Origin of the sequence: Lentzea sp. NPDC060358 (genome assembly GCF_042725365.1) — a bacterium.
Lineage (GTDB): Bacteria > Actinomycetota > Actinomycetes > Mycobacteriales > Pseudonocardiaceae > Lentzea.
Window position 1 is genome coordinate 1 of record NZ_JBHXCW010000037.1, and the last position, 24,036, is coordinate 24,036.

Genomic DNA, 24,036 nt, shown 5'->3' on the forward strand with positions numbered 1-24,036 from the left:
GGGCGGGACGGTCCCACCGCCGCCTAGAACCGGCTGCCGACGGGCTGGTCGTAGCGCCGCCGGATGCTGGTGCCCAGCACGCCGATGTCCGCGCCGTAGACGTGGATCGAGATCGCGACCGACGTGGAGTTGTTGCACACCTTGTGGATGTCGCCCGGCGGCACGAGGTGGGCCGCCACGCCCTCCGGGGTCTTGGTGACGCGCAACGGGATCAGCCGGTCGCCCTGCAACCGGTAGGTGGTCTCCTCTTCCTCGCCGACGTACGTGCCGACGACGCACCACGACACGTGGTCGTGGATGCAGGTCTCCTGCCCCGGCAACCAGACCAGTCCGACGACGGAGAAGCTGCCGTCGGGTTCGACGTGCAGCACGTGCTGGCGGTAGGAGTCCGGGTCGGGCTCCCGCTGCGCCGCGCTGAGCAGGAACGGGTCGGTGAGGTGCCCGGCGAGCGTCCGCGACACCCGTGCGGCGACGGCCTCGTCGTCACCGCCGCGCGCGATCGCGGCCCGGAGTGAGCCCACCAGAAGCGTGGCCGTGGGGGAGAGCAGGCTGTGCGTCATGAGCGGGGTCCTCCTTCGAGGGTCAGCTGATCAGCACCGTTCCCGTCAGCACGAGGACGGCGATCAGCACCGTGGAGAGCAGGCCCAGCAGCAGCACCGCCGGGCCGGAGCGGAGCAGGGAACGCAGGCGCACGGCCGTGCCGAGCGCGAACATGCCCGCCGCGAGCAGCACGTTGTCCACGAACGTCGCCGTCGTCAGCACGACGTCGGGCAGCAGGCCCGTCGCGCGCACCGCCGCCATCGCGAGGAAGCCGATGACGAACAACGGCACGAGAGGCGGGCGTTGGCCCGTGGCCGGGTACTTGAGCCGTTCGGCGAAGCTCACCGCGGCGAGCATCGGCGCGAGCAGCACCACTCGGGTCAGCTTCACCGCCACGGCGATGGCCAGCGCACCGGAGACCGGCCCGGCGGCGGCCACGACCTGCGCGACCTCGTGCACGCTGCCGCCCGCCCACACCCCGTACCGGGTGGGGGAGAGACTGGTCAGCGAGTACAGCGCGGGCAGGCTGAACATCGCGATCGTGCCGAAGAGCGTGACCAGCCCGAGCGCCTTGGCCACGTCCTCCTCGTCCTGCTCGCGCACGCTGTTCATCGCGGCGACCGCCGAGGCGCCGCAGATCGAGAACCCGGTGGCGATCAGCAACGACAGGCCCTCGCCGACACCGAGCAGCCGCCCGAGCCACCGCGTCACGACGAACGTGACGACCACGGCCACGACGGCGAGCGCCAGGACCTCGTAGCCGAGCTTGAGGACGTCCTGGACCACCAGCTTCAGCCCGAGCAGCACCACGCCGAGCCGCAGCAGCCGGCGTCCGGCGAGCCTGATGCCGGGCGCCGTCGACTTCGGCAGCGTCACCACGTTGGCCACGACGGCGCCGAGCAGCACCGCGACCGTCAACGCGCTGATCGACGGTTGCAGCAGCGAGACGACCACCGCGACCGCGACACCGCAGGCGACCAGGGCGAGTCCGGGCAGCACCGAGTCGGTCGTGCGCGGAGTGGCCCTGGTGATCCCCATGACCGCAACGGTGGGGGTTGGGGCCTATGCGCAGTAGATGGTGGTTTCTTGGGGTCGTATAAGGCGCGCTTATGCCTTCGTGGCCGAGGCGGAGATGAGCGCGTCCACGGTGGCCCGCATGATCGGCAGTTTGATCAGGTCGGGCCACGTGTAGAGGGCCGTGAGCCGTTCCGCCGCCGACTCCACCTCGACCGCCGTCAAGCCCGGGTGCTGCAGGAACGACAACAGCAGGCGGGGGACGAGCGCCACCCCGAGCCCCGCCGTGACGAGGCTCTGGATCGCCAGGTTGTCGTCGGTGGAGCAGGTGATGTCGGGCACGAACCCGGCCGCCGCGCACGCCTGGTGCACGGCCCGCTGGCACCGGACACAACCGGCGATCCAGCGTTCCTGCGCGGCGTCCTCGAGCGAGACGCGACCGCGGCCCGCGAGCCGGTGCCCGACCGGCACGAGCAACGCGAGCGGTTCGCGCAGCAACGGCACCCGCAGCATCCCGTTGACCGCGGGGTCGTCCTGCGGTTCGTCCTGGTAGCTGAAGCTGATCACCAGGTCGACCTCGCCACCCCGGAGCAGGGAGAACGACTCCGGCGGCTCCTGCTCGACCAGTTCCAGGCGCAGAGTGGGCCGTTCCTCGGCCAGGATCGCGGCCGCCGCGGGCACGAGCGCGACGTTGGCGCTGGGGAACGCGCAGATGCGGATGGTGCCGATGTCGTGCGTGGCGATGGCGCTGACCTGCTGGTGGGTCGCGGCCAGCTGGTCGAGCAGGGCCGACCCCCGGTCCGCGAGGATGCGGCCGGCCTCGGTGAGGTGCAGGCCACGGCCCGTGCGCACGAACAACGGCCCGCCCACCTGCCGTTCCAACGCGCGCATCTGCTGGCTCACGGCCGGCTGGCTGCAGTGCAACGCCCGCGCGGCCGCGCTGAACGAACCGGTCCTGGCGACCGTCGCGAAGACCTCGAGCTGCCGGGTGTCGAACATGCCAGCACTGTAGGTGTCATCGACCGGTGACGAGCGAGTCGAGCGTGGAGGACCCGTGCTCGCCGCAGTGCCGGCGCGAGGCGTCGAGCGTGATCGGCTTCTCCGCCTCCGCGGGTCTGCCCACCTGCCCGAAGAGCCTGCGCAGCAGCTCGACCTGCTCGTCGCCACCCGCTCGCAGGAAGTCGCTGCAGCTCGACCGGACGGTCAGCCGGTCGTGCTGCGGCATGAGGTCCATCGGCCCGGACACGAAGAGCAGCGCCACGACGATGGCGAGCCCGAACGCGATGACGGCGCCGCCCGAGGAGCTCTTCTTCGGCGCGAGCCACGTCTGCGCCTGCTCGATGAACGGCTCGGCCGGGGTGAGGTCGGTGTCGATCCAGAACTCGACGCTGTCGCCGCCGGTCACGTCGAACTGGACGTGCCCGGCGGCGAGCATGATGCGCATGATCGCGGTGCGCTCGTAGGAGCCCGTCCAGAACGGTTCGGGCCGCACGAGCACGAGCCGGTCGGGAAGCAGGAACACGACGTCGCGCTCGCCCCTCGCGAGGCGCGCGGTCTGGCCCGGCTGGACGACGGCACCCGCCAGCCGGGCCAGGACGAGGTCGTGCTCGTGCTCGTCGAGGGCCTGTCCGGCCATCGACCACAGGTCGGGTTCCACGTCACTGCTATCGCTGCTGGTGGGGACCTGAGTTAGCCGTGCCGGACGACTTTCGTCCGAATGCCGGTCAGAAAGTCAGCTTCCACGAGTCGACGAAGCCGGTGTCCTGCCGCGCCACGTCCTGGACCCGCAGGTTCCAGGTCCCGTTCGCGACCTCGCTGGAGGCATTGACGGTGTAGCTCGCGATCACGTTGTCGGCCGAGTCGCTGCCGCTCGAGCCCTTCAGCCGGTAGACGCTGCCGTCCGGGGCGACGAGGTCGACGACCAGGTCACCGCGGTAGGTGTGCGGGATGGCGACGTCGACCTTGAGCGTCGCCGGGGCGTTGCCGGTGATGCCCGAGACGGTGATCGGGCTGGTCACGGCCGCGCCGGCGTCCGGGATGGTGACGTCGGCGGTGTTCTCGAACGTGGTGCCGCCGGGAGGCTGCGTGCCGGTGTCGACGGCGGCGAACGCGTCGACGCGGCCCTCGCCGAAGAAGTTGTTCTTGGCCGTGGTGCCGCTGCACCGGCTGTCGGTGCAGCTCAGGTCGTCGGCCTGGACGCCGAGCAGCTGGCGCAGCTGGGCCGGGGTGGCGCCGGGGTTGGCCGACTTGAGCAGCGCCGCCACGCCCGCGACGTGCGGGGAGGCCATCGACGTGCCGGACTTCGACCCGTAGCGGCCGCCGGGGACCGTCGAGTAGACGCTGTCGCCCGGCGCCGCGACGTGGACCTTGTCGGTGCCGTAGTTGGAGAACGACGACTTGCCGTTCGTCGAGGTGATCGACGCGACGCTGACCACGCCGGAGACCTCGGTCGGCACGCTCAGGCATGAGTTGGTGATGTTCCGCTGCACCGGCGTGGAGTCGTTGGGGCTGGAGGTGTCGCGGGTCTTGGCGGCGAGGTTGTAGTTCTCGTTGCCCGCCGCGGCGACGTTGAGCACGCCCTTGCCCTCGGCGTAGGCCACGGCGCGCTTCACACCTTCGAGGATCGCGTCCTGGTCGGCGTTGTCCGGGCAGTTGAACAACCAGGGGTCGGTGTAATAGCTGTTGTTGGTCACCTCGAAGCCGCGGTCGCCGGAGAAGACCATGGCGCAGATGGTGTTCTCGGGGAAGAACAGGCCGGACGGCTTCTCCGCGATGCGCACCGAGGCGATCTTCACGCCGGGAGCGACACCGACCACGCCCCGCCCGTTCTTGGCCGCCGCGATGGTGCCGGCGACGTGCGTGCCGTGCGTGTCCGTGTCCCGCCACGAACCCGTGCGCGTGTCGAGCTTGCCGTAGGCGCACGAAGCCGAGTTGGCGGCGTCGAAGTTGTCCTTGAGGTCGTCGTGCAGGTCGTCGACCCCGGTGTCGAGCACACCGACCGTGACGTTCGGCGACCCCTGGTTGACCGCCCACGCCCGGTCGGCGCCGATCTGCGTCATGTCCGTGCGCACCGGCTCGCTCGTCGCCGGCGTCGCCTGCGAGGGAGCGCCCGGGATGGCCGGGTTGGCCGCGTCGGCGGGAACGTCGCTGGTGCGCGTGGCACCGACCTTCTGCACCCCGCCGACCGCACGCATGTTCGCCGCGAAGTCCGTGGCACCCGAGTGCGCGACGACGACACCGATCGCGTCGTAGGTGCTCCACACCGTGCCGCTGTTGTTCGTGATCGCCTGCGTGACCCCGGCCGTGGCACCCGGTGCCGTGATGACCAGGTAGGCGCGCGTGCCCGCGAGAGGCGCCGCGGCGGCGGGGGACGCCGCCGTCAGGACGCTGGCGCCCACGACCGCGGCGATGGCCGCGGTGCGCAGGCGAGAACGTGAACGCAGAAACACCTTGTTCCTCCAACACTCCCTAGCGGGCGATGCCCGTGCGTGGCGCGCGGGTGCAGGGGCCCGTTGCAAGCATTAGAGGAGGCCGAGGGGCATTCGGGACGCGTTGTCCCAGAAATGCCCCGTTCGGCTCACGTCGAATGTCGCACGTCAGGGGTGTCGTAGCGCTACGAAGTGGTTCATGTCCGCCTGCACGCACGCCTCCTCGGCGTGCTTGCCCGTGCAGCCCGGCGCCCACCCGCTGCCGTCGCCGTAGTCGGCGAGGTGGAACGGGATGCCGTGCGCGGTGAGGTTGGCGGCGGTGACCAGCGTCGTCTCCCGGGCCCGGTTCTCCACCACGGCCTGGACCGGGTTGACGGTGAGGTTGCCGCCGTTGCCGGTGTAGAGCGCGATCGTCATGCCCCGCAGCGACGCGACGTGGTGGGCGGGGCTCTGCGCGTTCCAGACGCCGTCGAACGGCCAGACGGGCGGCCCGAAGACCGCGTCGGCGCCCACGGCCGGCGTGCCGCTGGCCGGGTTGACCAGCGTGGTCGTGATCGCCGCCCGGATCTCGGAGTTGCGCAGGTCGAGACCCCCGGAGAAGCTGCCGAGGGCGCTGAACAGATCGGGCCGGTGCTCGGCGTAGTGGAAGGCACCGAATCCCCCCATCGAGTGACCGACGATCGCGCGGTGGTCCCTGTCCGCGATCGTGGCGAGGTTCGCGTCGACGAACGGGATCACCTGGTCGAGGTGGAAGGTCTCCCAGTTCTGCGGCCCGGCCGCGCCGGGGTTGACCCAGTTCGAGTACCAGCCGCGGCCGCTGCCGTTGGGCTGCACGGTGATCAGGTCCACGCCCTCCGTCGCCCGCTCGACGACGCGCTGGTTCCACGGCGAGTCCGGCCGGTCGGGATGACCGTGGAGGTAGTACTGCACCGGATAGCGCGCGCTCGGGTCGTAGTTGCGCGGAAGGGTGACGACGATCTTGTGCTTGCCGGGTTCCTGGCCCGGCAGGAGCGTCGGGGCCGGGACCTGGTCCGTGGCGACGCTGAAGACGAACGTGCGGTGGGTGTCGTCGACCCAGCGGGGCTGGTCGGTGACGGTAAGGCCGTGGGCGTCGGTCAGTCGTGGCACCGGTGTTTCGGCGGCGCGCACGTACGGGCTCGACAGGACCAGGGCGATGGCCAGGGTGGTCAGCAGGATGGTTCCGCGCTGGGTGGCGGTGCGGAAGCGAGTGGACATGGGCTTGAGCGTGGGGGCGGGGTGCGGGGGTGCCCAGGCCAGGGGACCGGCCATCGGTGGCCGGTCCCCGCGAGCTGCTCGAACGGGTGATTCGTGGCCACCACGGCATAACGGTGTGGTTTCGGCCGTATCGCCGGCGGACCGGTCGTCGATGTGCATCGTGATCAGTTCGGCGGGGCGGAAGGGGAGACACCGTGGCGAACCACGGCACTGCGGCGGAGCAGCGGGGAACAGCCGTTGATCGGGCGGTCCGGCTGTTCCAGTTCCTCGCACGGAGCCAGCAGCTCAAGGCCAACCCGCCGCGCACGACCGACCGGTACGAGTCCGTGCTCTGGCTCGGGCAGCTCCCCGAGCACCCCGCGATCCGCTCGGCGCACGCCGAGCAGGCACCGGAGCCCGGTGCCGCGCTGCTGACGGTCGAACGGGTGGCGCACCAGGACGCTCCGGAGCCCGGTGCGGACCTGCGTCCCTGGCTCGACGGGGAGTGGGACGTCCCCGGCACCGCGCCGGGACTGCGGGAGTCGCTCGGCGAAGGGCCGCAGCGCGTCGCGCTCGCCGACGAGCCCGGGATCACCGCCGCCCACGACGAGTGGCGGGCGGCCTGGTCGGCGTGGGCCGAGCGGGAACTGGCAGACCAGCCGGCGCGTGAGGTGTACGGCGCGCTGTTCGAGGCCTACGTCACCGCGGCGGGCCACACCGAGGAGCTCGAGCTCGTCGTGGGTGCCGGCTGCCTGTCCTGGGCCCAGCCGGGCCACCACGTGGTGAAGAGGCACCTCGTCACCGTGCCGGCGGTGATCCACTTCGACGACGCGAGCGGGAAGCTCACCCTGCAGCAGTCCGAGGCGGCGGAAGGGCTCGGCGTCGAACTGGACATGATCGATCCTGGCCAGGTCGCCAACCCCCCGCACGTGGTGCAGATCCGCAACGAGGCGCGGGAGATCGACACCTGCGTCCTGAACCGCGAGGTCGTGGGCGACGTGCTGCGACGGCTCGTGCACGCGCTCGACGGCGACTCCGCCTACCTCGACGAGGACGAGCCGCAGAAGCCGGGCGGCCACGCGGTCGCGGCGTTCGCACCCGCGGTCGTGCTGCGCAGGCGTTCGCGGCAGGGCATCGTCGACATCCTCGACTCGGTCGCCGCGCAGATCACCGACTCGGGAGTCGTCCCGGACGGACTGCTGCCGCTCGTCGACCCCGACCACCGGCCTGCCTCGGAGCGCTCTCCCGAACCGGGAGCGGTGGTCGAGCTGGACACCGACCCGTTCCTGCCGCTCCCGGTCAACGACCGCCAGCTGCGCGTGCTCACCCAGGTCGACGCGAAGGCCCAGACCCTCGTCCAGGGCCCTCCCGGCACCGGCAAGACCCACACCGTCGCCGCGCTGCTGTCCCACCTGCTCGCCCAGGGCAAGCGGGTCCTCGTCACGGCCCACACCGACCGCGCGCTCAAGGAGGTCCGGGCGAAGCTGCCGGAGTCCATCGCGCCGCTGGCCGTCTCCGTCGTCGGTTCCTCGCGGTCGGACATGGCGGACCTCAAGGTGGCGGTCGAGCGGATCAGCCACGTCTCGAGCGAGTACGACGCCGTCGCCGCGCAGAACACCGTCGAGGAGCACGTCGCGGCGATCGACGAGCTCCGGCGGCTCCGGGCGGGGCTGCACCGCCGCCTCCTCGACGCCCGCGGCGAGGAGGTGACCGCGCACGACGTCATCGGGTACCGCGGCACGCTCGCCGCCATCGCGCAGCGCGTCGAGACCGAGCACGAGACGTTCGGCTGGGTGGCCGATCTCGTCGCGGCCGACGGCGTCGGCCCGTCCCCGGTCGCGGCGGCGGACATCGCCGCCTGGCATCACAGCCTGGTCGACGACGCGCTCCTCGCCGACGAGGCGGAAGCTCGCCTGAGGTTGCTCCCGCTCGCAGACGTGCCGAGCCCGGAGGCGTTCTTCGCGCTGGTGACCGCGGAACGCGAGGCCATCGCGGCGGAGCAGGGCCACGGCGCCCTGACCCGGCACACCGCGTTCGGTGCGGTGCGCGGCCTGGACGAGTCGACGCGGGGCCTGCTCCGCCAGCGGCTCAACGGGTTCGCGCGGGAGGCGGAGGAACTGTCCCGCCGGCGTGAGGAGTGGATGAACGACGCGCTGTCCGACGTCCTCGCCGGCCGTGCGAACCACTGGCGGTCCCGCGGCGACCAGATCGCGCGGCTCATCGCAGCGGCCACTCCTCTCGTGGACCGGCTGGGACCGCTCACCGACGTGCGGGTCGGTCAGGCCGAGATGGGCGCGCTGGTCGCGTTGGCCGGCGCCTTGCGCGCACACCTGGGCGACGGCGGCAAGCTCAAGACGAACCCCGACGGCTCGCCCAAGACGGGCGCGTTCGCCCCGAAGGTCGTGAAGCAGGCGCAGTCCCTCTTCCAGGCCGTCCGGGTCAACGGCGTCGCTCCCACCGCGTCGGACCAGCTCGACGTCTTCCTGATGTGGGCCGAGGCGACAAGGGTGCTGGACGCGCTGGACAGGGCGTGGCCGGACTCGGTGCGGATCCCGGCGGAGGACACGCTGAGCGAACGCTGCCAGTGGCACGTGACGGAGCTCGAACAGCTGCGCCGCGTGCTGCGGCTGGGCGAAGCTCTCGAAGCGGAGGAACGCGGTCTGGCGGGACTCGGCCTTCCCCGTCCGAACTGGACCGACCTCGAAGCCGTCCAGACCTACGCCAGGCTCGTCGACGCGGCGGCGGCATCGGACGCCCGGACGGCGGCCGCCGTGCCGCTGCTCGAGGTCTCGCGCGTCATCGGGACGGTCGCGGAATGGGCGGACGCCGCGCCGTGCGTGCGGGACCTCGCGCAGGCGACCGAGAACCGCGACGCGGAGTCGTACGCGGCCGCGCACCACCGGCTGGCCCGGCTGACCGAGGTCGCGCTGACCGTCGGCCGTCGCGACGAGATCGCCGCGGCGCTGGCGCGCACGGTACCGGGACTGCTCGAAGCCGTGTCGGCACAGCCCCGCGACCCCGCCTGGACGGGCAGGCTGGCCCGCTGGGACGACGCGTGGGCCTGGGCCGTGGCGCGCACCTGGGTCCTCGGCCGCGGTACCGAGGACGTCAACGCCCTGCAGGCCGAGGTGCTGCGGGTGGAGGGCGAGGTGCGGCGCAGGGTCGAGCTGCTCGCCGCCGAACGCGCGTGGGGGCACGCCGTGTCGCCGGAGCGGCTGTCCGGCAGGGCGCGCGCCGACCTGCACCAGTACGCCCAGCTGGTGCGGTTGCTGGGCAAGGGCACCGGTGTCTACGCGAACCAGCGCAGGGCCGACATCAGGGCGGCGATGGACCGGTGCCGCCCCGCGGTGCCGGTGTGGATCATGCCCGTCTACCGGATCGCCGAGCAGTTCCGCATCCAGCCCGACATGTTCGACGTCGTGGTGGTGGACGAGGCCTCGCAGGCCGGCCTGGAAGCGACGTTCCTGCAGTACCTCGCCCCCAAGATCGTGGTCATCGGCGACGACAAGCAGGTGTCGCCGTCCGCGGTCGGGACCGACCAGCAGCAGCTGCGCGACCTCGCCGACCAGTACCTGTGGGACGACCCGCACCGGGCGTCGTGGCAGGAGCCCAAGCGCAGCCTGTTCGACGAGGCGAAGAAGCGCTTCGAGGGCATGATCACGCTCGTCGAGCACCGGCGGTGCGTGCCGGAGATCATCGGTTTCTCGAACCGGATCGCCTACGAGCCCGACGGCGTCCGCCTCGTCCCGGTGCGCCAGTACGGCGCGGACCGCCTCGAGCCGATCAAGCCGGTGTTCGTCGAGAGCGGCTACGAGCGAGGGGTGACCGACAAGGTCAACCCGGCCGAGGCCGACGCGATCGTCGACCAGATCGAGAAGTGCATCGCCGACCAGCGCTACGACGGCCTCACCTTCGGTGTCGTGTCGCTGCTCGGGCGCGCCCAGGCGAAGCGGATCGAGAAGCTCCTGCTGGACCGCATCCCGTCGGAGGAGTGGAAGGCGCGCGACCTGCGGTGCGGCGACTCGGCCGACTTCCAGGGCTCCGAGCGCGACGTGATGTTCCTGTCCATGGTGAAGGCGCCGGAACCCGGCAAGCGCATCATGTCGCTCACCCAGGACCAGTACATCCAGCGGTTCAACGTCGCGGCGTCGCGCGCCAAGGACCAGATGTGGGTCTTCCACTCGCTGCGGCTGTCCGACCTCGGCAACACCGACGACATGCGGTTCCAGCTGCTGGACTACTGCTACGCCACCGCGAAGCCGAAGGACGCCGCGGACGGCGCCCTGCACACGGCCGTGCCGGAGGACCGGCGGGTAGCGCCGTTCGACTCGCTCTTCGAGCAGCGGGTCTTCAACCGCCTCGTCGACCGCGGCTACAGCGTCGTTCCGCAGTTCCCCACCGAGGGCTACCGCCTCGACCTGGTGGTCGTGGGCGCCAAGGCGCGGCTTGCTGTGGAGTGCGACGGCGACGCGTGGCACGGCCCGGACGCCTACGAGCGCGACCTCGCCCGGCAGCGCGATCTCGAGCGTTGCGGCTGGCGGTTCTTCCGCATCCGGGAGTCCGAGTTCTACGCCGACCGCCCCGCGGTCATGGCGCGGCTGTGGGACGCGTTGCACGAGTTGGACATCCACCCGTCGGGCTGGACGCGCGACGAGGAGGACGAGCCGGTCGTCGTGCCGGCCCCACCGGTTGCCGAGGTGGTGCCCGAGGTTCTGCCCGAGCTGGTGGTCGCCGAGCCGGTCGTCGCCGAGTTCGTGGTCGCCGAGCCTGTGGTTGCCGAGCCCGCCGTCGCCGAGTTCGTCGAGCCGGAGCCGGTGGTCGCCGAGCCGATCGCACCCGCGGCCGCCGTCCTGGCACCGGTCGCGGTGGCTGACCCCGTCGTCGAGGCCCGCCCGCCGGGCTCGGGTCCGCTGCTCGCGGAGTACGAGCAGTTCACCGGGTCCGCTGTCCCGGTCCGGGACGCCGGCCGGCAGGACGTGATCAGCGGTCTGCTGCGCATCGTGGCAGCGGAGGGTCCGGTTCTGGGCAGCCGTCTGCACACCGTGTACGTGCGGTCCTCCGGTGCCACCCTGGTCACCAAGCTCGTCGCCGGTGAGCTGAACAAGGCGATCTCCGCCGCGGTGCGCAAGGGTGAGCTCGTCGAGGACAACCCGCTCGGCGAGAGCGGCATCAAGCCGCGCACCTACCGGCTGCCGGACCAGCCCGAGGTGCGCGTGCGCCACCTGGGACCCCGCGCGCTCGACGACGTGCCACCTGCCGAGCTGGCGGCGTTGTTCGCGCACGTGGGTGGTCGCGGTGACGAGGCTTCGCAGCGAGCCGTGCTCGAGCTGCTCGGCCTGAAGCGCCTCACCGACAACGTGAAGAGCCGGTTCGCCGCGATCCAGCCCCTCCTGCGGCAGGAGGAGGACCAGCGGTAGACGGCCTCAACCGCCCAGCGCCGCCGGCAGGCTCTCGAAGCCGCGCAGGATGCGGGTCGGGCGGCGGCGCGCGCCCGGCAGCGGGCGGAGGGCCGGGAAGCGGTCGAAGAGCGTGCGCAGGCCGATCTCGCCCTCCATGCGGGCCAGTTGCGCGCCGAGGCAGTAGTGGCGGCCCGCGCCGAACGAGACGTGGTCGCGGGCGTTGGGGCGGGTGACGTCGAAGGCGCCGGGGTGCTCGAAGACCGACGGGTCGCGGTTGGCGCCCGCGAGCACGGTGGTCACGAGGTGGCCGCGGCGGATCGGGACGCCGGCCACCGTCGTGTCGCGGGCGCACAGGCGGCCGGTCAGCAGGACCGGCGGGTCGTGGCGCAGGACCTCGTCGACGGCGTTGCCCCACAGGTCCGGTTGTACGCGCAGGGTTTCGAGCTGCTCCGGGTTCCCGGCGAGCAGGGAGATGCCGTTGCCGAGGAGGTTGACGGTGGTCTCGAAGCCGGCGGCCAGCACCAGGCCCGCGGTGGCCTTCAGCTCGCGTTCGGTGAGGCCCTCGCCGTCCTCGCGGGCGGTGATCAGGTGGCTGAGCAGGTTGTCGCCGGGGTTGCGGCGCACCGTGTCCAGGTGGTGGCTCAGCCAGGCGTCGAACGTGGTCAGCGTCGTCTCGACGCTGCGGAACACGCGCCAGGAGAGGCCCAGGTCGAGGCTGGGCGCCGCGCCGCCGCCCAGGGCCAGGACCGTCGCGCGTTCCTCTTGCGGCACACCGAGGATCTCGCTGATCACGGTGACCGGGAGCAGGCCGCAGTAGGCCTCGGCCAGGTCGACCGGGCTCGCCGGGTCGAGGGCGTCGAGCAGGTCGTCGGCGATCTGCTGGGTGCGGGCGCGGAGCCGTTCGACGGCCTTGGCGGTGAAGACCCTGGTGACGAGCTTGCGGTAGCGGGTGTGCGCGGGCGGTTCCACGGCCAGCAGGGACGGCGGGCGGACCGGGTGCATCACGTCCGTGTCGGACCAGGCGGCGAGCCTGCCGAGGATGCCGGCGCCGAAGCGCGGGCGGGCCGTCACGAAGGCGTCGTCGGACAAGATCGCCTTCACGACCTCGTGGCGGGTCGTGGTGTGACCGACCCGGGTGGCGGCGAGCGGGCCGCGGGAGCGGATCTCGTCGAACAGGCCGGTCAGGTCGGCGCCGGTGGACGCCTCGACGGTGATGCGGCCCTGCAGGTCGCCGCGCCGTGCCGCCAGGCGCAGCACCGTGCGCGGCAGCGCGTGGCCGATGCCCCACCGCACCGCGGGTTTGACGTGCTGGTCCGCCAGGCTCGTCACGGTTCGCAGCGTGGCCGGTGGGCCGCTCCGCGTCAAGGTCTGGGCCGTTCGGCGGAACCGATCGTCCACTCAGGACCAGGCGATAGGGTGCGCCGCCATGGAGATCCGGGCGCTGCTCGACCGCGTGGACGACGACCGCTTCCGGCGCGAGGCCGAAAACTTCGCCGCAGGACAGGGGATCACGGCGTTCGAGCAGATCGTCGACCTGATGGCGACCGCGGAGGACGGCGAGGTCGTGCGGCAGGCGTGCCGGGTGTTCTCGTTGCTGAAGGCCGGGGACGAGGTCTACGCCGAGGCACTGGGACATCCGCACGAGACGGTCCGGCGCGAGGCCGCGAGCACGTTCCGCGGCGAGCACGCGCTCGTGCACGCCCGCGCGTTGCTGCCCCTGCTGGCGGACGAGAACTTCCAGGTGCGACAGGAAGCGCTGTGGGCGTTCGGCACGATGGGGCCGGACGTGCTGCCGTTGCTGCAGGAAACGCGGCGCACGGCCCGAGGCGCGGTGCGCAGGGGCGCGCTGGCCGGGATCGCCGAGGTCGCGGGCCCGGACGCGTTCTCGCCGCAGGACCGCGGGGTCGTCGAGCGGTTCATCCGCGCCAAGATCGCGGACGAGCGCCGCGACGACGAGGAGATGCACCTCTGCGGTGGCTGGTACGCGTTGCGGACGAACGACCAGGCGGCCGTGCTCGCCGCCTGCGAGGTGCAGGACCCGGTGCCGGTGACCCACGTCCTCGGCGCCCACGCCTGGAACAACGACCACCACGCGTGGGCGAAGGACGACGAGCACGTCGAGTGCGCCAGGGTCTACGTCACCGGCGCGTGGGACGGCTGGACGCTCGTGTTCGGCGAGCCGTTCGCACACGGGACGCGTTCGGTGCCGGAGGTCTGCGCGATGCTGAGCGCGGTGTTCGGCGAGGCGCACCACTACGGCATGAGCTGTGGCGACGGCTGGACGGCGTGGTGCGTGGCGCGGAAGGGCGAGGTCGTCCGCTACTACGACGCGTTCGAGGCCGATGACCAGTTCGGCGAGCTCGCCGTCGAGGACGGCTGGGGCCTGCCGCACGACTGGAGCGAGGAGAACGACGACCTCGAGGACATCTGGGCCACCGACGTCGCGAAGGAGCTGTCGGTCGACCCCACGTGCTTCGAGGGCGTCGTCGAGGGCCACGGCGTGCTCGCGCTGACGCAGTGCGGCCGGATCCACGGTTCCCCCAAGGGTTTCCTGCAGATCGTCACCTGATCACGCCGGGCACCTCGGGGCTTGCCCACCTGCGGAACGAACCGCGTTCTAGGCGCGGGCGGCCGCGACGAACTCGCGCATGCGGCCGTGGTCCTTCACGCCGCGGCTCGACTCGATGCCGCTCGACACGTCCACGCCCCACGGCCGCGCGATGCCGATCGCCCCGGCCACCGTCCCGGGGTCCAGGCCACCGGCCAGCACCCACCTGCCCGACGGGCGGTTCTCGTCGAGCCGGCTGATGTCCCACTGCTCGCCCGAGCCGGCGACGGGGGAGTCGATCAGCAGCAGCTCCTCGCCGAACGCGCCGGTGCGCACGTCGGTGGACGGCCCGAGCGCGGTGGCCCTGACCAGCTGGAACGGCAGGCCTGCCAGCTCGTCGAAGGCTTCCTTCGGATAGTCGCCGTGCAGCTGCAACGCGCGCACGCCGGTCTTCAGGGCCAGCTCACCGGCTTCGGTGGCGCTGATGCCGCGCACGACGGCGACGGTCAGCACGTGGTCCGGCACGGCGGCGACGAGAGCGCCGGCCAGATCGGCGTCGATCTGGCGGGGGCTGGTGGTGAGCACGAAACCGACGGCATCGGCCCCGGTCTCGACCGCTACGGCGACATCGGACTCGGTGCGCAGACCGCACAGCTTCACGAACACGCCGCCCAGTTTAAGGGCCGTGCGTTCGCTCTGCGTCCACCGGAACGATCTTCGCGCCGCCCGCGTCGAACCGCCCGACGCCGCCGGAGGAGGGACTTCCCTTGCACGACGAGCAGTGGCCGCAGTCGGTCGCCGGGTGGGAACTGGTCCGCGACGGCCGCCACGAGACCTACCGCAAGCGCCTGGCCAACGGCATCACGGTCGACGCGCGGTGGGACGGGGAGTCCGGCGAGGTGGAGGCCCGGGCGGATCCGGCCGGCGTCGGGCGCACGCTCGCGAGCAGCCGCAGGGAGTTCCGCGACAAGGAGGCGTTCTTCACCGCCGCGCGGCTCGTCGTCGACATGGCCGCGAACCTGCCGTCGTTCCGGATGGGCGCCGTGACCCACGCCGAGCACGTGCTGACCGGTGAGGTGGCGGGCACCGTCGACGCGATGCCGGGGTCGGGCGGCGTGCCGGAGGCCGAGCTGCGGTTCACGCTCACCGACGGGCGTTCGGTCACGCTCGTCCTCACCGAGGAGCAGGCGGACGACCTCACGTCCAGCATCTACTCGATCAGCAAGCACGTCTGGTCGGAATACCACGAAGATGACACCGCCGAGGACGACGTCGGCGAGGACGAGCGCGAGCCCGTCCCGGACGCCGCCGAGGTGCCGGACGTCAGCGAGGTCGACGCCGGTCCGGACACCCCGCACGAGCTGATGGTGGTGCTGGAACAGAGGTTCGGCGTCACGCGCGACTTCCTGATGGCCCACGTCGACTGGTCGGCCGTCCTCGTCGTCGGCGAGCCCGCCGTCAGCGCGCTGCTCGACCGCGCGGACGAGCTGGCGGACGCGATCGCGCCCGCCTGGTTCCCCGGTGCGGTGGAGAGGCCCGGCGAGGTCTGGGTGGTGCTGCACCGGGCTTTCGCGGGCTAACACCGCACCGGTCCGCGACGATCACCGGGCATGCCTTTTTGGTGGCACTTCAGGTGGTTCCTGCGCAGATGGACGTTCATGGTGCTCCTGACGGTGGCCATCCTGCTGCCGTTGGTCGGAGACCTGGGTGATCTCGGCGAGTCGACGATGGCGTTCATCGGCGGGATGTGGACCCTGCTGTTCGTCATCGGTGTGGCCCAGGCGTGGTCGGCCAAACGGGCGCACGTGCCGCCGCAGCGCACCGAGGAGGCGGCAGACGTGCTGCGGCGCCTGAAGAACGACGAGTACTGCGTGCTGCTGCGGCCGTTCGACCACGAGGGCAAGACGCTCATGCCCCGCAAGCGCTGGACGGGCGTGGTCGCGCGGGTGCAGACGCTCGAGCAGACGATGGCGAAGGCGGTCACGGCGACGTTCGGCATCCCGACCTACGCGATCGTCGACCAGCGCATCAAGTCCGCGCCACCGGGACCCACCTACCTGAGGGCCGCGCACGACGAGTGGCAGAGCGTCGCGCTGAAGCTGCTCGGCGGCGCCAAGGTCATCATGGTGCTGCTGCCGGAGGGACCGGACGACCCGGAGATCCGCGAGGGGTTCGCCTGGGAGGTCGAGCAGATCGCGGACTGGGGCCTGCAGGCGCGGGTGCTGATGGTGCTGCCGCCGCAGCGCAAGGGCTACGGCGTCGTGCACGAGCAGGCGTGCCAGGTGCTCGCGACGCTCGAGGGCCAGCCGAACCCGCTGGTCGTCGACCACTACCAGCAGGTGATGCCGCGCTCGACCGTGCTCGTCAAGGTGTGGCAGGGCGACGGCCTGCTGACGGCGCTGATCCGCCAGCCCGTGTTCTACCACCTGAAGTCGCGGTGGGCGCGGGCCTCGGAGACCACCTACAGCAAGGGCGTCGCCGAGCTCGCCAGGGCGAGCCCGTGGCCGTGATCAGGGCTTGAACGGCAGCAGTTCCTCCTCCACCCCCGTCCTGACCACCACGCACGTCGACTCCGGCACCTCCTGCCACGCCCCGACCAGGTCGCCCAGCGGCTCGGACACGATGAGCCGCGAGTCGTCGGTGAGGTTGTGCAGCGCCGGGTTGTCCGGGTACTGGCGGCGCAGCGTCGACACGTCGGTGCTGTGGAAGAGCGAGCGCGACCTGCCGCGGCTCGAGTAGCGGAACGCCCAGGTGGTCGAGCCGTCCGAGACCGCGACGGTCATCTGCACCGGGTACTCGACGCCCGCGCGCCGGCCCACGTCCTCGACGAACTCGACCATCCGCGCCACCGCGGCGGGCGGGTCCTGCTCCAGGCCGAAGCTGATGGCCAGGTAGAACATGACCTCGGAGTCCGTCGAGCCCTCGAGCAGCGGGAACAGCTCGGGGTCGATCGCCAGCACCAGCTCGCGCCGGACCAGCGGGAACCGGGTGATCAGGCCGTTGTGCATCCACAGCCACGTGCCGTGCCGGAACGGGTGGCAGTTCGACCGCTGCACCGCGCCGCCGGTGGACGCCCTGACGTGCGCGAAGACCCGGTCGACGGTGATCTGCGCGGACAGTTCACGCAGGTTGCGGTCGTTCCACGCCGGTTCGGTGCTCAGGAACAGGCCGGGCGTGGCCGCATTGCCGTACCAGCCGATGCCGAACCCGTCGCCGTTCACCGCCGTCGCGCCGAGACGGGCGTGCTTGGACTGCATGACGAGCGAGTTCTCCGGCGCGTAGAGCAGCTCCTCCAGCAGGACCGGCGAACCGGAATACGCGAGCCACCGGCACATGACGACCTCCTCGAACCCAGTGCTACAGGGGAACACGTAGCAGACGCCGGATGCGAGGTTTGCGGCGACGCGCCCATCTCGGGCAGCATGGCCCAGGTGACGGTCCCTCCCGGCTTACGGCCCCCGCCCGGTGAGCGGCGCGGGAACTTCGAGACGATCGAGGTGCAGGCCCCGGCCGGCCGGCCCCCGGCGGCCCCCGCCCCGGCAGCTCACGCCCGGTCCGACCGCGCCTCGTCCGACCGCGCTTCGTCCGACCGCGCTTCGTCCGGTCATGCCCGGTCCGGCCAGGCCTCGCTCGACCAGGCCCGGTCCGGTCACGCGCGGTCTGACCGCGCTCCGTCCGACCGTGCCCCGTCTGATCACGCCAGGGCCGACCACGCCAGGGCCGACCACGCCCGGCCTGATCGCGTTTCGTCTGGTCATGCCCGGTCTGAGGACGCCTGGTCCGACCGTGCCGGGTCCGGTCGCGCCAGGTCTGACGACACCCGGTCCGACCGCGCCTCGTCCGGGCACGTCCTGTCCGGCTACGTCGCGTCCGGCCACACCCCGGCCGGGCACGCCCCGGTGTCGCGGTCGGCCGCCGAGCCGGTCGAGGCCGCGGCGGAGGAGCGCTCGGACATGGCCGTCATCGGCCCGATCGCGGCCCTCGTGCTCGCGCTGACGGTCTGCACGCTGATCCTCGACCACCCGGCCGCCCGTGCCGTCGCCGCGGGGCTCGCCACGCTCGGACTGGTGGTGGCCGTGGCGCTGATGCTGATGGCCAAGAAGCCGAAGCCCGGCCGCCACGTGGCGCGGCACTCCGTCGACCCCGAGGCGACCGACCGGATCCCGCCGGGCTGGAACACGGTCGACCGCCGCTGACCGCCGCTGCGAGCTTCGCCGCCCACCAGGGCTGCCGAGCCGTGCTGCCGAGCTGCGCCGCCCATCAGGGGTGTCGGCTCGAGATCGTCGACCTGCGCCGCCCGCCAGGGGTGTCGCCCCGAGATCGTCGACCTGCGCAACCCACCAGGGGGCGTTGTCCCGAGGTCGTCGACCGGAGGCCACCTACCGGAGGCCGTCGACCTGGGGCTGCCGATCGGTGCGGCTGACCGCGGTGGCCGCCCACTCGTGCCGCTGACCCGTGAGCGCGCGGTGCCGGCCGGCACCGGCTCACCTCAGGGTCGCCAGGCCCGCCTTCGCGTACTTCTCGTCCAGGTCGCCGCTGGGCGCCCCGCCCACGCCGATGCCCGCCACCGAGGTGCCGTCGACCGCCACCGGCACGCCGCCGCCCAGGAACAGGGTGCCCGGGATGTCCCGCAGCGTCGCGCCCTGGCCCGTGACGCGGCCGGCGAGCTCCGAGGTCGGGGCGTTGAACGACACGGCGGTGAAGGCCTTGCGGCGGGCCGACTCCTCGGTCTGCGGGCCCGCGCCGTCGCCCGCCAGCAGCACCACCAGGTCGCCGCTGCGGTCGACCACGGCGACCGTGACGCGCTGGTTCTCCTTCTCCGCCGCGTCGAGCGTGGCCTGGGCCGCCTTGAGGGCGGCGTCGACGGTCAGCACCTTCTCGGTGCGGGTGGGGGTGCGCTGGTCGGCCGCGGCGTAGCCACCGCCGACGCTCAGCACGACCAGGGTGGCGATTGCGATCTTCTTGAGGTCCATGGTCACCAGACTGCGCCGGGCAGGGGGCTTTGCCATGGTGGTGATGGTGGAACCGGGGTTCAACCCATCGGTTGACCCGCGGGGCCCCGGGGTTCGCCTAGTGTCGCCGTCGTGTGGCTGAACAGGGCGATGCATGCGGGTTTCTACGTGCTGCTGACGGCGTCGGCGGCGCGGTACCTCGCGTACCACGGCGTCGATCTCGTCGTGCTCGGTCTCGCGCTCGCGCTGGGGCTCGTCTACCCCGCCGGGGTGCGGTGGACGCGGGCGTTGCCGGCCGGGCTCGGCGTCTGGCTGGTGCTGGTGTGGCTCGCGCCGAGCTTCGGGTGGTGCGCGATCCCCCTGTTCTTCCAATGCCTGCGCCAGCTGCGGCCGCGGGTCGCGCTGCCGATCGCGGCCGTGCTGACGGCGGCGGTGGTGCTGGCGCAGGTCCGGCTGGCGGCCGCGTTCGACTGGTCGCTGGTGCTCGGCCCGGTGGGGGTGGCGGTGCTGACGGCGGCGGTGTTCTTCGACCGCGCGCGGCTGTTGCGCGAGGCCGGGGTGCTGGAGGAACGCCAGCGCCTCGCGCGCGAGATCCACGACACGCTGGCCCAGGGCTTCTCGAGCATCAACCTGCTGCTCTCGCTCGGCGAGACGGCGAAGGCGGCCGAGGTCGCCAGGGACAACCTCGGCGAGGCGCGGCGGTTCGTGCGCGAGCTGGCGCCGATCCACGGCACGCTCGTCCAGGCTTTGCACCGGCTGGTGCCGCACGTGGAGATCGACGGCGACCCGTACGCGCTCAGCGTGCAGACCGAGGTGGCGCTGCTGCGGGTCGCGCAGGGGGCCGTGGCCAACGTCATCGAGCACTCCGGGGCCGGGCGGGTGGCGATCACGCTGTCCTACCTGGGCGACGCGGTCGCGATGGACGTCGTCGACGACGGCAGGGGGTTCGACCCGGCGGAGGTGAGTCCGGCGGAGGGCCGCGGCTACGGGCTGGCGTCCATCCACGGGCGCATCACCGAGCTGGGCGGCACCGTGTCCGTGGAGAGCGCGCCGGGGGAGGGAACCGCCGTGGCAGTGACGGTGCCGACGCCGTGAGGGTGCTGGTGGTGGACGACCACCCGGTGGTCCGGTTCGGACTCGTCGGGTTGCTCTCGCGCGACTTCGAGGTGATCGAGGCCGCGACGGGCGAGGAGTCGCTGACGAAGGCGTCCGGGGTGCAGGTCGTGCTGATGGACCTGCAGCTGGGCAAGGGGATCGACGGGGTGGAGGCCACCCGGCGGATCCGCGCGCTGGAGAACGGGCCGCACGTCGTGATCCTGACGACCTACGACTCCGACGCCGACATCGTGCGGGCCGTCGAGGCGGGCGCGATCGGCTACCTGCTCAAGGACTGCGACCCGGAGGACCTGTTCGAGGCGGTGCACACGGCCTCGACCGGCCAGACCGTGCTCTCGCCCGACATCGCGCAACGGCTGCTGGGCCAGGTCCGCGACCCGGCCCCGAAGGTCAGCAAGCGCGAGATCCAGATCCTCGAGTGCCTCGCCAGGGGCCTCGCCAACAAGGACATCGGCAACGAGCTGTTCATCAGCCAGTCCACGGTGAAGACGCATCTCGTGCGGATCTTCATGAAGCTGGGGGTGGAGACCCGCACGGCGGCCGTGAAGGCCGCCGTGGAACGCAAGCTGATCCGTCTCTAATCGTCGAGGGAAGGCGGCGTCGTGCGGGTCAGGCGCTCGTCCGGCTTGCCGCCGGACATCGCGAGCATGCCGCGCAGCACCTGCAGCAGCTTGGCGATCCCGCCCGGCTTCCTGCGGTTGATCCCGCCGATCACCTGCTTCAGCACGGAGAGCTGGTCGAAGTAGATCCGCTCGGTGACGAGGTTCTCGTTCTCGTCGAAGATGAAGTAGGCGTTCATCCGCGTGCGGTGGGTGCCGCCGGTCGCCGGGATCTTGCCCAGCGGGCCGAGGTGCGTGCCGATCAGCCAGAACTCGACGATCACCGCGTCCACGCTGTGCCGGAACGAGATCAGCTCGTGGTGCTGGTCGGGGAACGCCACGCGGGTGTCGGTGTAGTACTGCCGCACCGCGGCGTCACCGTCGTGGACGACCATCTGCGCGATGACTTCGTAGTGCGGGTGCGGGAACGTCGACAGCGTCGCGTCCCAGTCGTGCGCCACCTCGTCGGCGAAGTGGTCCAGCACGAGCTTTTCCCGCGCCCGCAGGACTTCCTCGGACGGCAGGACGAAACGGGATGACATCTGCACTCCTCAGTGGACGATGCGGCCGTGGGTGAACGTCGGCGTGGTGCCGGGGTTCGTCCAGGCGCCGGTGAGCTCGCTGGAGGGGAAGAACTGCAGGAACCGCGGGTCGGCCTGGCTGCGGTCGGCGAGCGTCTTCTCCAGCACGATCGAGTTGTACTGGTCGGCGGTGGTCTCGACGGTGTTCGCGTTGAGCACCACCTCCTGCTGCCAGCGCCGCGACCAGGAGGCGAGACCGGGCAGCTTCGAGTGTTCGGGCGTCAGCGCCTCGGCGGCGATCACGTTCTCGCTGCTCACCCAGATGCCGGTGGACGTGTTGACCACCAGGCTCTGGTTGCCGAACACGTGGCCGGGCGTCTTGACGACGGCGACGCCGGGGCCGAGCAGCACCGAGCCGTCGATCGGCAGGAACGCCTCCGCCGGCACGTCCGCGTAGGTCGCCGGCTGGTACCAGGGCTTCTGCAACGGGTGCAGCTCGGCCATCGCGGCCAGCTCGTCGCGCTGCACGACCACCTTGGCGTTCGGGAACAACGCCGCCGTGCTCGACGTGCCGATCCAGCGCCGCAGGTCCTGGGTGTGCAGGTGGTCGAACATCAGGTAGTCGACCTGCTCGGGCGCGATCCCGAGGCGTTCCAGGTGGCCGGGCACGGTGCCGTGGACCTTGACCACGCGTCGTTCGACGACGTCGGGCGTGCGGCTGGAGAGGTCCTCGAAGTACGGCGTGTACCGGCCGTGCTCGTGGTCGCTCGGCTCGAACAGCAGCACGCGCTCGCGGCCGTCCTCCTGCCACCGGATCACCAGCATCCGGTTGGTGATCGACAGGAACGGCGCGATCGCCCGCGACGCCCGGAACAGGCCGAACCGGGTCGGGTAGGGCAGCGTCACCAGGTCGCGCGTGACGATGCCGGCGGGAGTTCCGGTCGTGGCGAACTCCCGGCGGAACGCCTCACCGCGCTCGCGGGCGATCCGCAGTCGCACGCCCGGTCCGCCCTCGGCCGTGAAGATGCCGTCCAGCGTGTCGATCTCGGTCCCGATCGTCGGCAGGTCCGCCGCATCGGTGGTTCCCCACGGGAACTGCATCACTCCTCCAATATACCCACGCTGTGGGTTAATGACCTTAAACCCACGGTGTGGGCATTCGCAAGGCACAATGGCGGCATGACCGAGACCCGGCGCGGCCGTCCGCGCACCCCGCTGCTGTCCCGCGAGTCGATCGTCGCGGCGACGCTCCGGGTGATCGACGCCGAGGGCGTGGCGGGGGTCGGCATGCGGTCCGTGGCCCGCGACCTCGGGGTGGACGCGAAGAGCCTCTACAACCACGTCGACGGCAAGGACGGCCTGCTCAACGCCGTCGCGGAGCAGTTGCTGGGTGGTCTGGAACTGCCCGCGCCGACCGGGGACGCGCGCCGCGACCTGCACGCCATCGCGCACGCCTTCCGCGACCGCGCGCTGGCGCACCCCGCCGCCGCTCCGCTGGTGCTGACCCGCCAGCTGGCGTCGCTTCCGGGGCTGGCGCCGGTCGACGCCGTGCTGGCGGTGCTGCTGGCCGCCGGGGCGGCGCCGGACCAGGCCGTGCACCTGCTGCGGATGCTCCTCGCGACGCTGATCGGCACGCTGCTGCGCGAGGTGTCCGCGGCGCCGGCATTCGGTGACGACGACGGGGCGCGGCGCGAGGTGCTGGAGCGGTCCGGGCTGCCCGCGGTGGTGGCGACGGCGGCCCACCTGGCGCAGTACGACCGCGACGCCGAGTTCGAGTGCGCCGTGGACCTCGCGGTCACGGCGGTGCTGGCGCGAATCGATCTTCGATCGGCGCGTTAGGCCGAACGGCGGCAGACTGCGAGAGGTGAACTTTCGACGGTGGCCCGCGGTCGCGGCGGCGGGGTTCGCCTTCGCCGCGGTCGTGTACGTGCTCGCGGTGCTCACGAGGGCCGGTCAGACCATCGAGAACGCGGCGTTGCGCGGCGCCGACCAGGACGACGTGTCCGGAACGGACGCCGCCTGGAACGCGCTCGGCCAGATCACGGTGTACTCGCTGGCCGCCGCGGTGCTGCTGGTGGCCCTCGTCGGCGTGCTGCGGAAGCGGTGGGACCTCACGGTCGCGGCGGTCGGCGTCGTCGTCGCGGGCCAGCTCGTCGTGCAGGCGCTCAAACGGTTCGTCCTGCCGCGGCCGGCACTCGTCGAGATCACCGGCGACTACGCGCACAACAGCCTCCCGAGTGGACACACGACGATCGCGATGACCGTGCTGTTCGCGGCCGTCATCGTGGTGCCGTGGAAGTGGCGCGGGGTGCTGCTGTTCTTCGTGCTGCCGTGGGCGACGGCGATCGGCCAGTACACGCTCACCGCGAAGTGGCACCGGCTCAGCGACACCCTCGCCGCCGACGGCATCGCGCTCGCGGTCGCCGCGCTCGCTTCCTGGTGGCTGCAGAGGAGAGGAGCACTGCGGCCCTACGACGGACCGCGGCGCGCCGGCCGGGTGGTCCTGGTGGTGTTCTGGTCGCTCGCCGCGGTGGCGCTGCTCGCGCTGGGCCTGGTCCTGTGGGTGTTCCCGCTGGCGCGGGAGGGGCTGGACGCCGACGAGTGGGTGATCTACCTGGGTGCGGGCTCGCTGGCGTCGGCGGGATCCCTGTTCGCCGCACTGGCTTTCCTGGCGTGCTGGCGCAGAGTCCACTGAGGCGTCTCA

21 protein-coding genes are annotated in these 24,036 nt (G+C 71.9%); 9 read left to right on the forward strand and 12 right to left on the reverse strand.

What is annotated here, in order from left to right; genetic code table 11:
* Positions 1-23 precede the first annotated feature (23 nt).
* The 6 genes from ACFWGZ_RS10960 to ACFWGZ_RS10985 form a co-directional block, all read right to left on the reverse strand.
* The gene (locus ACFWGZ_RS10960; RefSeq protein ID WP_382451303.1) at positions 24-560 is read right to left on the reverse strand and encodes a cysteine dioxygenase; all 537 of its coding nucleotides are present in this window, start codon (positions 558-560) and stop codon (positions 24-26) included.
* Between the two features lie 22 nt (positions 561-582).
* Positions 583-1,578, reverse strand: a complete 996-nt coding sequence (locus tag ACFWGZ_RS10965) for a YeiH family protein (protein WP_382451304.1) — start codon at positions 1,576-1,578, stop codon at positions 583-585.
* 69 nt (positions 1,579-1,647) lie between these two features.
* Entirely contained in the window at positions 1,648-2,553 is a 906-nt protein-coding gene (locus tag ACFWGZ_RS10970) for a LysR family transcriptional regulator (protein ID WP_382451305.1), read from the reverse strand.
* Positions 2,554-2,569: 16 nt separating this feature from the next.
* Entirely contained in the window at positions 2,570-3,211 is a 642-nt protein-coding gene (locus ACFWGZ_RS10975; protein WP_382451306.1) for a hypothetical protein, read from the reverse strand.
* A 67-nt stretch (positions 3,212-3,278) separates the two neighbouring features.
* On the reverse strand, positions 3,279-5,003 hold the full coding sequence (locus tag ACFWGZ_RS10980; protein ID WP_382451307.1) for a S8 family serine peptidase: 1,725 nt from the start codon (positions 5,001-5,003) through the stop codon (positions 3,279-3,281).
* A gap of 147 nt (positions 5,004-5,150) precedes the next feature.
* Positions 5,151-6,218 carry an alpha/beta hydrolase gene (locus ACFWGZ_RS10985; protein ID WP_382451308.1) on the reverse strand — a complete coding sequence of 356 codons (1,068 nt, stop codon included), beginning with the start codon at positions 6,216-6,218 and terminating at the stop codon, positions 5,151-5,153.
* A gap of 194 nt (positions 6,219-6,412) precedes the next feature.
* Between ACFWGZ_RS10985 and ACFWGZ_RS10990 the strand changes: the two genes are divergently transcribed.
* The gene (locus tag ACFWGZ_RS10990) at positions 6,413-11,614 is read left to right on the forward strand and encodes an AAA domain-containing protein (protein ID WP_382451309.1); all 5,202 of its coding nucleotides are present in this window, start codon (positions 6,413-6,415) and stop codon (positions 11,612-11,614) included.
* A gap of 6 nt (positions 11,615-11,620) precedes the next feature.
* Here the strand turns inward: ACFWGZ_RS10990 and ACFWGZ_RS10995 are convergent, their stop codons facing one another.
* On the reverse strand, positions 11,621-12,925 hold the full coding sequence (locus ACFWGZ_RS10995) for a cytochrome P450 (RefSeq protein WP_382451310.1): 1,305 nt from the start codon (positions 12,923-12,925) through the stop codon (positions 11,621-11,623).
* Between the two features lie 97 nt (positions 12,926-13,022).
* Between ACFWGZ_RS10995 and ACFWGZ_RS11000 the strand changes: the two genes are divergently transcribed.
* Complete coding sequence (locus ACFWGZ_RS11000; protein ID WP_382451311.1) at positions 13,023-14,165, forward strand: HEAT repeat domain-containing protein; 1,143 nt, start codon at positions 13,023-13,025, stop codon at positions 14,163-14,165.
* Positions 14,166-14,213: 48 nt separating this feature from the next.
* Here the strand turns inward: ACFWGZ_RS11000 and ACFWGZ_RS11005 are convergent, their stop codons facing one another.
* Positions 14,214-14,810 carry a phosphoribosylanthranilate isomerase gene (locus tag ACFWGZ_RS11005; RefSeq protein WP_382451312.1) on the reverse strand — a complete coding sequence of 199 codons (597 nt, stop codon included), beginning with the start codon at positions 14,808-14,810 and terminating at the stop codon, positions 14,214-14,216.
* Positions 14,811-14,911: 101 nt separating this feature from the next.
* On the opposite strand from ACFWGZ_RS11005, the gene ACFWGZ_RS11010 reads away from it, so the two are divergent.
* Both ACFWGZ_RS11010 and ACFWGZ_RS11015 read left to right on the forward strand, forming a co-directional pair.
* Entirely contained in the window at positions 14,912-15,724 is an 813-nt protein-coding gene (locus ACFWGZ_RS11010) for a hypothetical protein (protein WP_382451313.1), read from the forward strand.
* Positions 15,725-15,802: 78 nt separating this feature from the next.
* Positions 15,803-16,654 carry a hypothetical protein gene (locus tag ACFWGZ_RS11015; RefSeq protein ID WP_382451314.1) on the forward strand — a complete coding sequence of 284 codons (852 nt, stop codon included), beginning with the start codon at positions 15,803-15,805 and terminating at the stop codon, positions 16,652-16,654.
* Here ACFWGZ_RS11015 and ACFWGZ_RS11020 read toward each other — a convergent pair whose 3' ends face one another.
* Complete coding sequence (locus tag ACFWGZ_RS11020; RefSeq protein ID WP_382451315.1) at positions 16,655-17,479, reverse strand: class II glutamine amidotransferase; 825 nt, start codon at positions 17,477-17,479, stop codon at positions 16,655-16,657.
* A gap of 96 nt (positions 17,480-17,575) precedes the next feature.
* Between ACFWGZ_RS11020 and ACFWGZ_RS11025 the strand changes: the two genes are divergently transcribed.
* Entirely contained in the window at positions 17,576-18,340 is a 765-nt protein-coding gene (locus ACFWGZ_RS11025) for a hypothetical protein (RefSeq protein ID WP_382451316.1), read from the forward strand.
* A 288-nt stretch (positions 18,341-18,628) separates the two neighbouring features.
* Here the strand turns inward: ACFWGZ_RS11025 and ACFWGZ_RS11030 are convergent, their stop codons facing one another.
* Positions 18,629-19,153, reverse strand: coding sequence for a heme-binding protein (locus tag ACFWGZ_RS11030; protein ID WP_382451317.1), 525 nt, complete (start codon positions 19,151-19,153; stop codon positions 18,629-18,631).
* Positions 19,154-19,228: 75 nt separating this feature from the next.
* On the opposite strand from ACFWGZ_RS11030, the gene ACFWGZ_RS11035 reads away from it, so the two are divergent.
* Together ACFWGZ_RS11035 and ACFWGZ_RS11040 are read left to right on the forward strand one after the other, a co-directional pair.
* Positions 19,229-20,191, forward strand: coding sequence for a sensor histidine kinase (locus ACFWGZ_RS11035; RefSeq protein WP_382451318.1), 963 nt, complete (start codon positions 19,229-19,231; stop codon positions 20,189-20,191).
* Complete coding sequence (locus tag ACFWGZ_RS11040; RefSeq protein ID WP_382451319.1) at positions 20,188-20,793, forward strand: response regulator; 606 nt, start codon at positions 20,188-20,190, stop codon at positions 20,791-20,793. Before ACFWGZ_RS11035 ends, ACFWGZ_RS11040 begins: the two co-directional genes overlap by 4 nt.
* On the opposite strand, the gene ACFWGZ_RS11045 is transcribed toward ACFWGZ_RS11040, so the two are convergent.
* Entirely contained in the window at positions 20,790-21,353 is a 564-nt protein-coding gene (locus tag ACFWGZ_RS11045; protein WP_382451320.1) for an ester cyclase, read from the reverse strand. The genes ACFWGZ_RS11040 and ACFWGZ_RS11045 overlap by 4 nt on opposite strands.
* Positions 21,354-21,362: 9 nt before the next feature.
* The gene (locus tag ACFWGZ_RS11050; RefSeq protein ID WP_382451321.1) at positions 21,363-22,433 is read right to left on the reverse strand and encodes a hypothetical protein; all 1,071 of its coding nucleotides are present in this window, start codon (positions 22,431-22,433) and stop codon (positions 21,363-21,365) included.
* 78 nt (positions 22,434-22,511) lie between these two features.
* Between ACFWGZ_RS11050 and ACFWGZ_RS11055 the strand changes: the two genes are divergently transcribed.
* Entirely contained in the window at positions 22,512-23,171 is a 660-nt protein-coding gene (locus ACFWGZ_RS11055; protein ID WP_382451322.1) for a TetR/AcrR family transcriptional regulator, read from the forward strand.
* 25 nt (positions 23,172-23,196) lie between these two features.
* On the forward strand, positions 23,197-24,027 hold the full coding sequence (locus ACFWGZ_RS11060; RefSeq protein ID WP_382451323.1) for a phosphatase PAP2 family protein: 831 nt from the start codon (positions 23,197-23,199) through the stop codon (positions 24,025-24,027).
* Positions 24,028-24,036: the final 9 nt, after the last annotated feature.

Coding starts and splice junctions, on each gene's coding strand:
- ACFWGZ_RS10960 (WP_382451303.1), bottom strand. CDS start 560: ATGACGCACAGCCTGCTCTCCCCCACGGCCACGCTTCTGGTGGGCTCA.
- ACFWGZ_RS10965 (WP_382451304.1), bottom strand. CDS start 1,578: ATGGGGATCACCAGGGCCACTCCGCGCACGACCGACTCGGTGCTGCCC.
- ACFWGZ_RS10970 (WP_382451305.1), bottom strand. CDS start 2,553: ATGTTCGACACCCGGCAGCTCGAGGTCTTCGCGACGGTCGCCAGGACC.
- ACFWGZ_RS10985 (WP_382451308.1), bottom strand. CDS start 6,218: ATGTCCACTCGCTTCCGCACCGCCACCCAGCGCGGAACCATCCTGCTG.
- ACFWGZ_RS11000 (WP_382451311.1), top strand. CDS start 13,023: ATGGAGATCCGGGCGCTGCTCGACCGCGTGGACGACGACCGCTTCCGG.
- ACFWGZ_RS11015 (WP_382451314.1), top strand. CDS start 15,803: ATGGTGCTCCTGACGGTGGCCATCCTGCTGCCGTTGGTCGGAGACCTG.
- ACFWGZ_RS11020 (WP_382451315.1), bottom strand. CDS start 17,479: ATGTGCCGGTGGCTCGCGTATTCCGGTTCGCCGGTCCTGCTGGAGGAG.
- ACFWGZ_RS11030 (WP_382451317.1), bottom strand. CDS start 19,153: ATGGCAAAGCCCCCTGCCCGGCGCAGTCTGGTGACCATGGACCTCAAG.
- ACFWGZ_RS11045 (WP_382451320.1), bottom strand. CDS start 21,353: ATGTCATCCCGTTTCGTCCTGCCGTCCGAGGAAGTCCTGCGGGCGCGG.
- ACFWGZ_RS11050 (WP_382451321.1), bottom strand. CDS start 22,433: ATGCAGTTCCCGTGGGGAACCACCGATGCGGCGGACCTGCCGACGATC.
- ACFWGZ_RS11055 (WP_382451322.1), top strand. CDS start 22,512: ATGACCGAGACCCGGCGCGGCCGTCCGCGCACCCCGCTGCTGTCCCGC.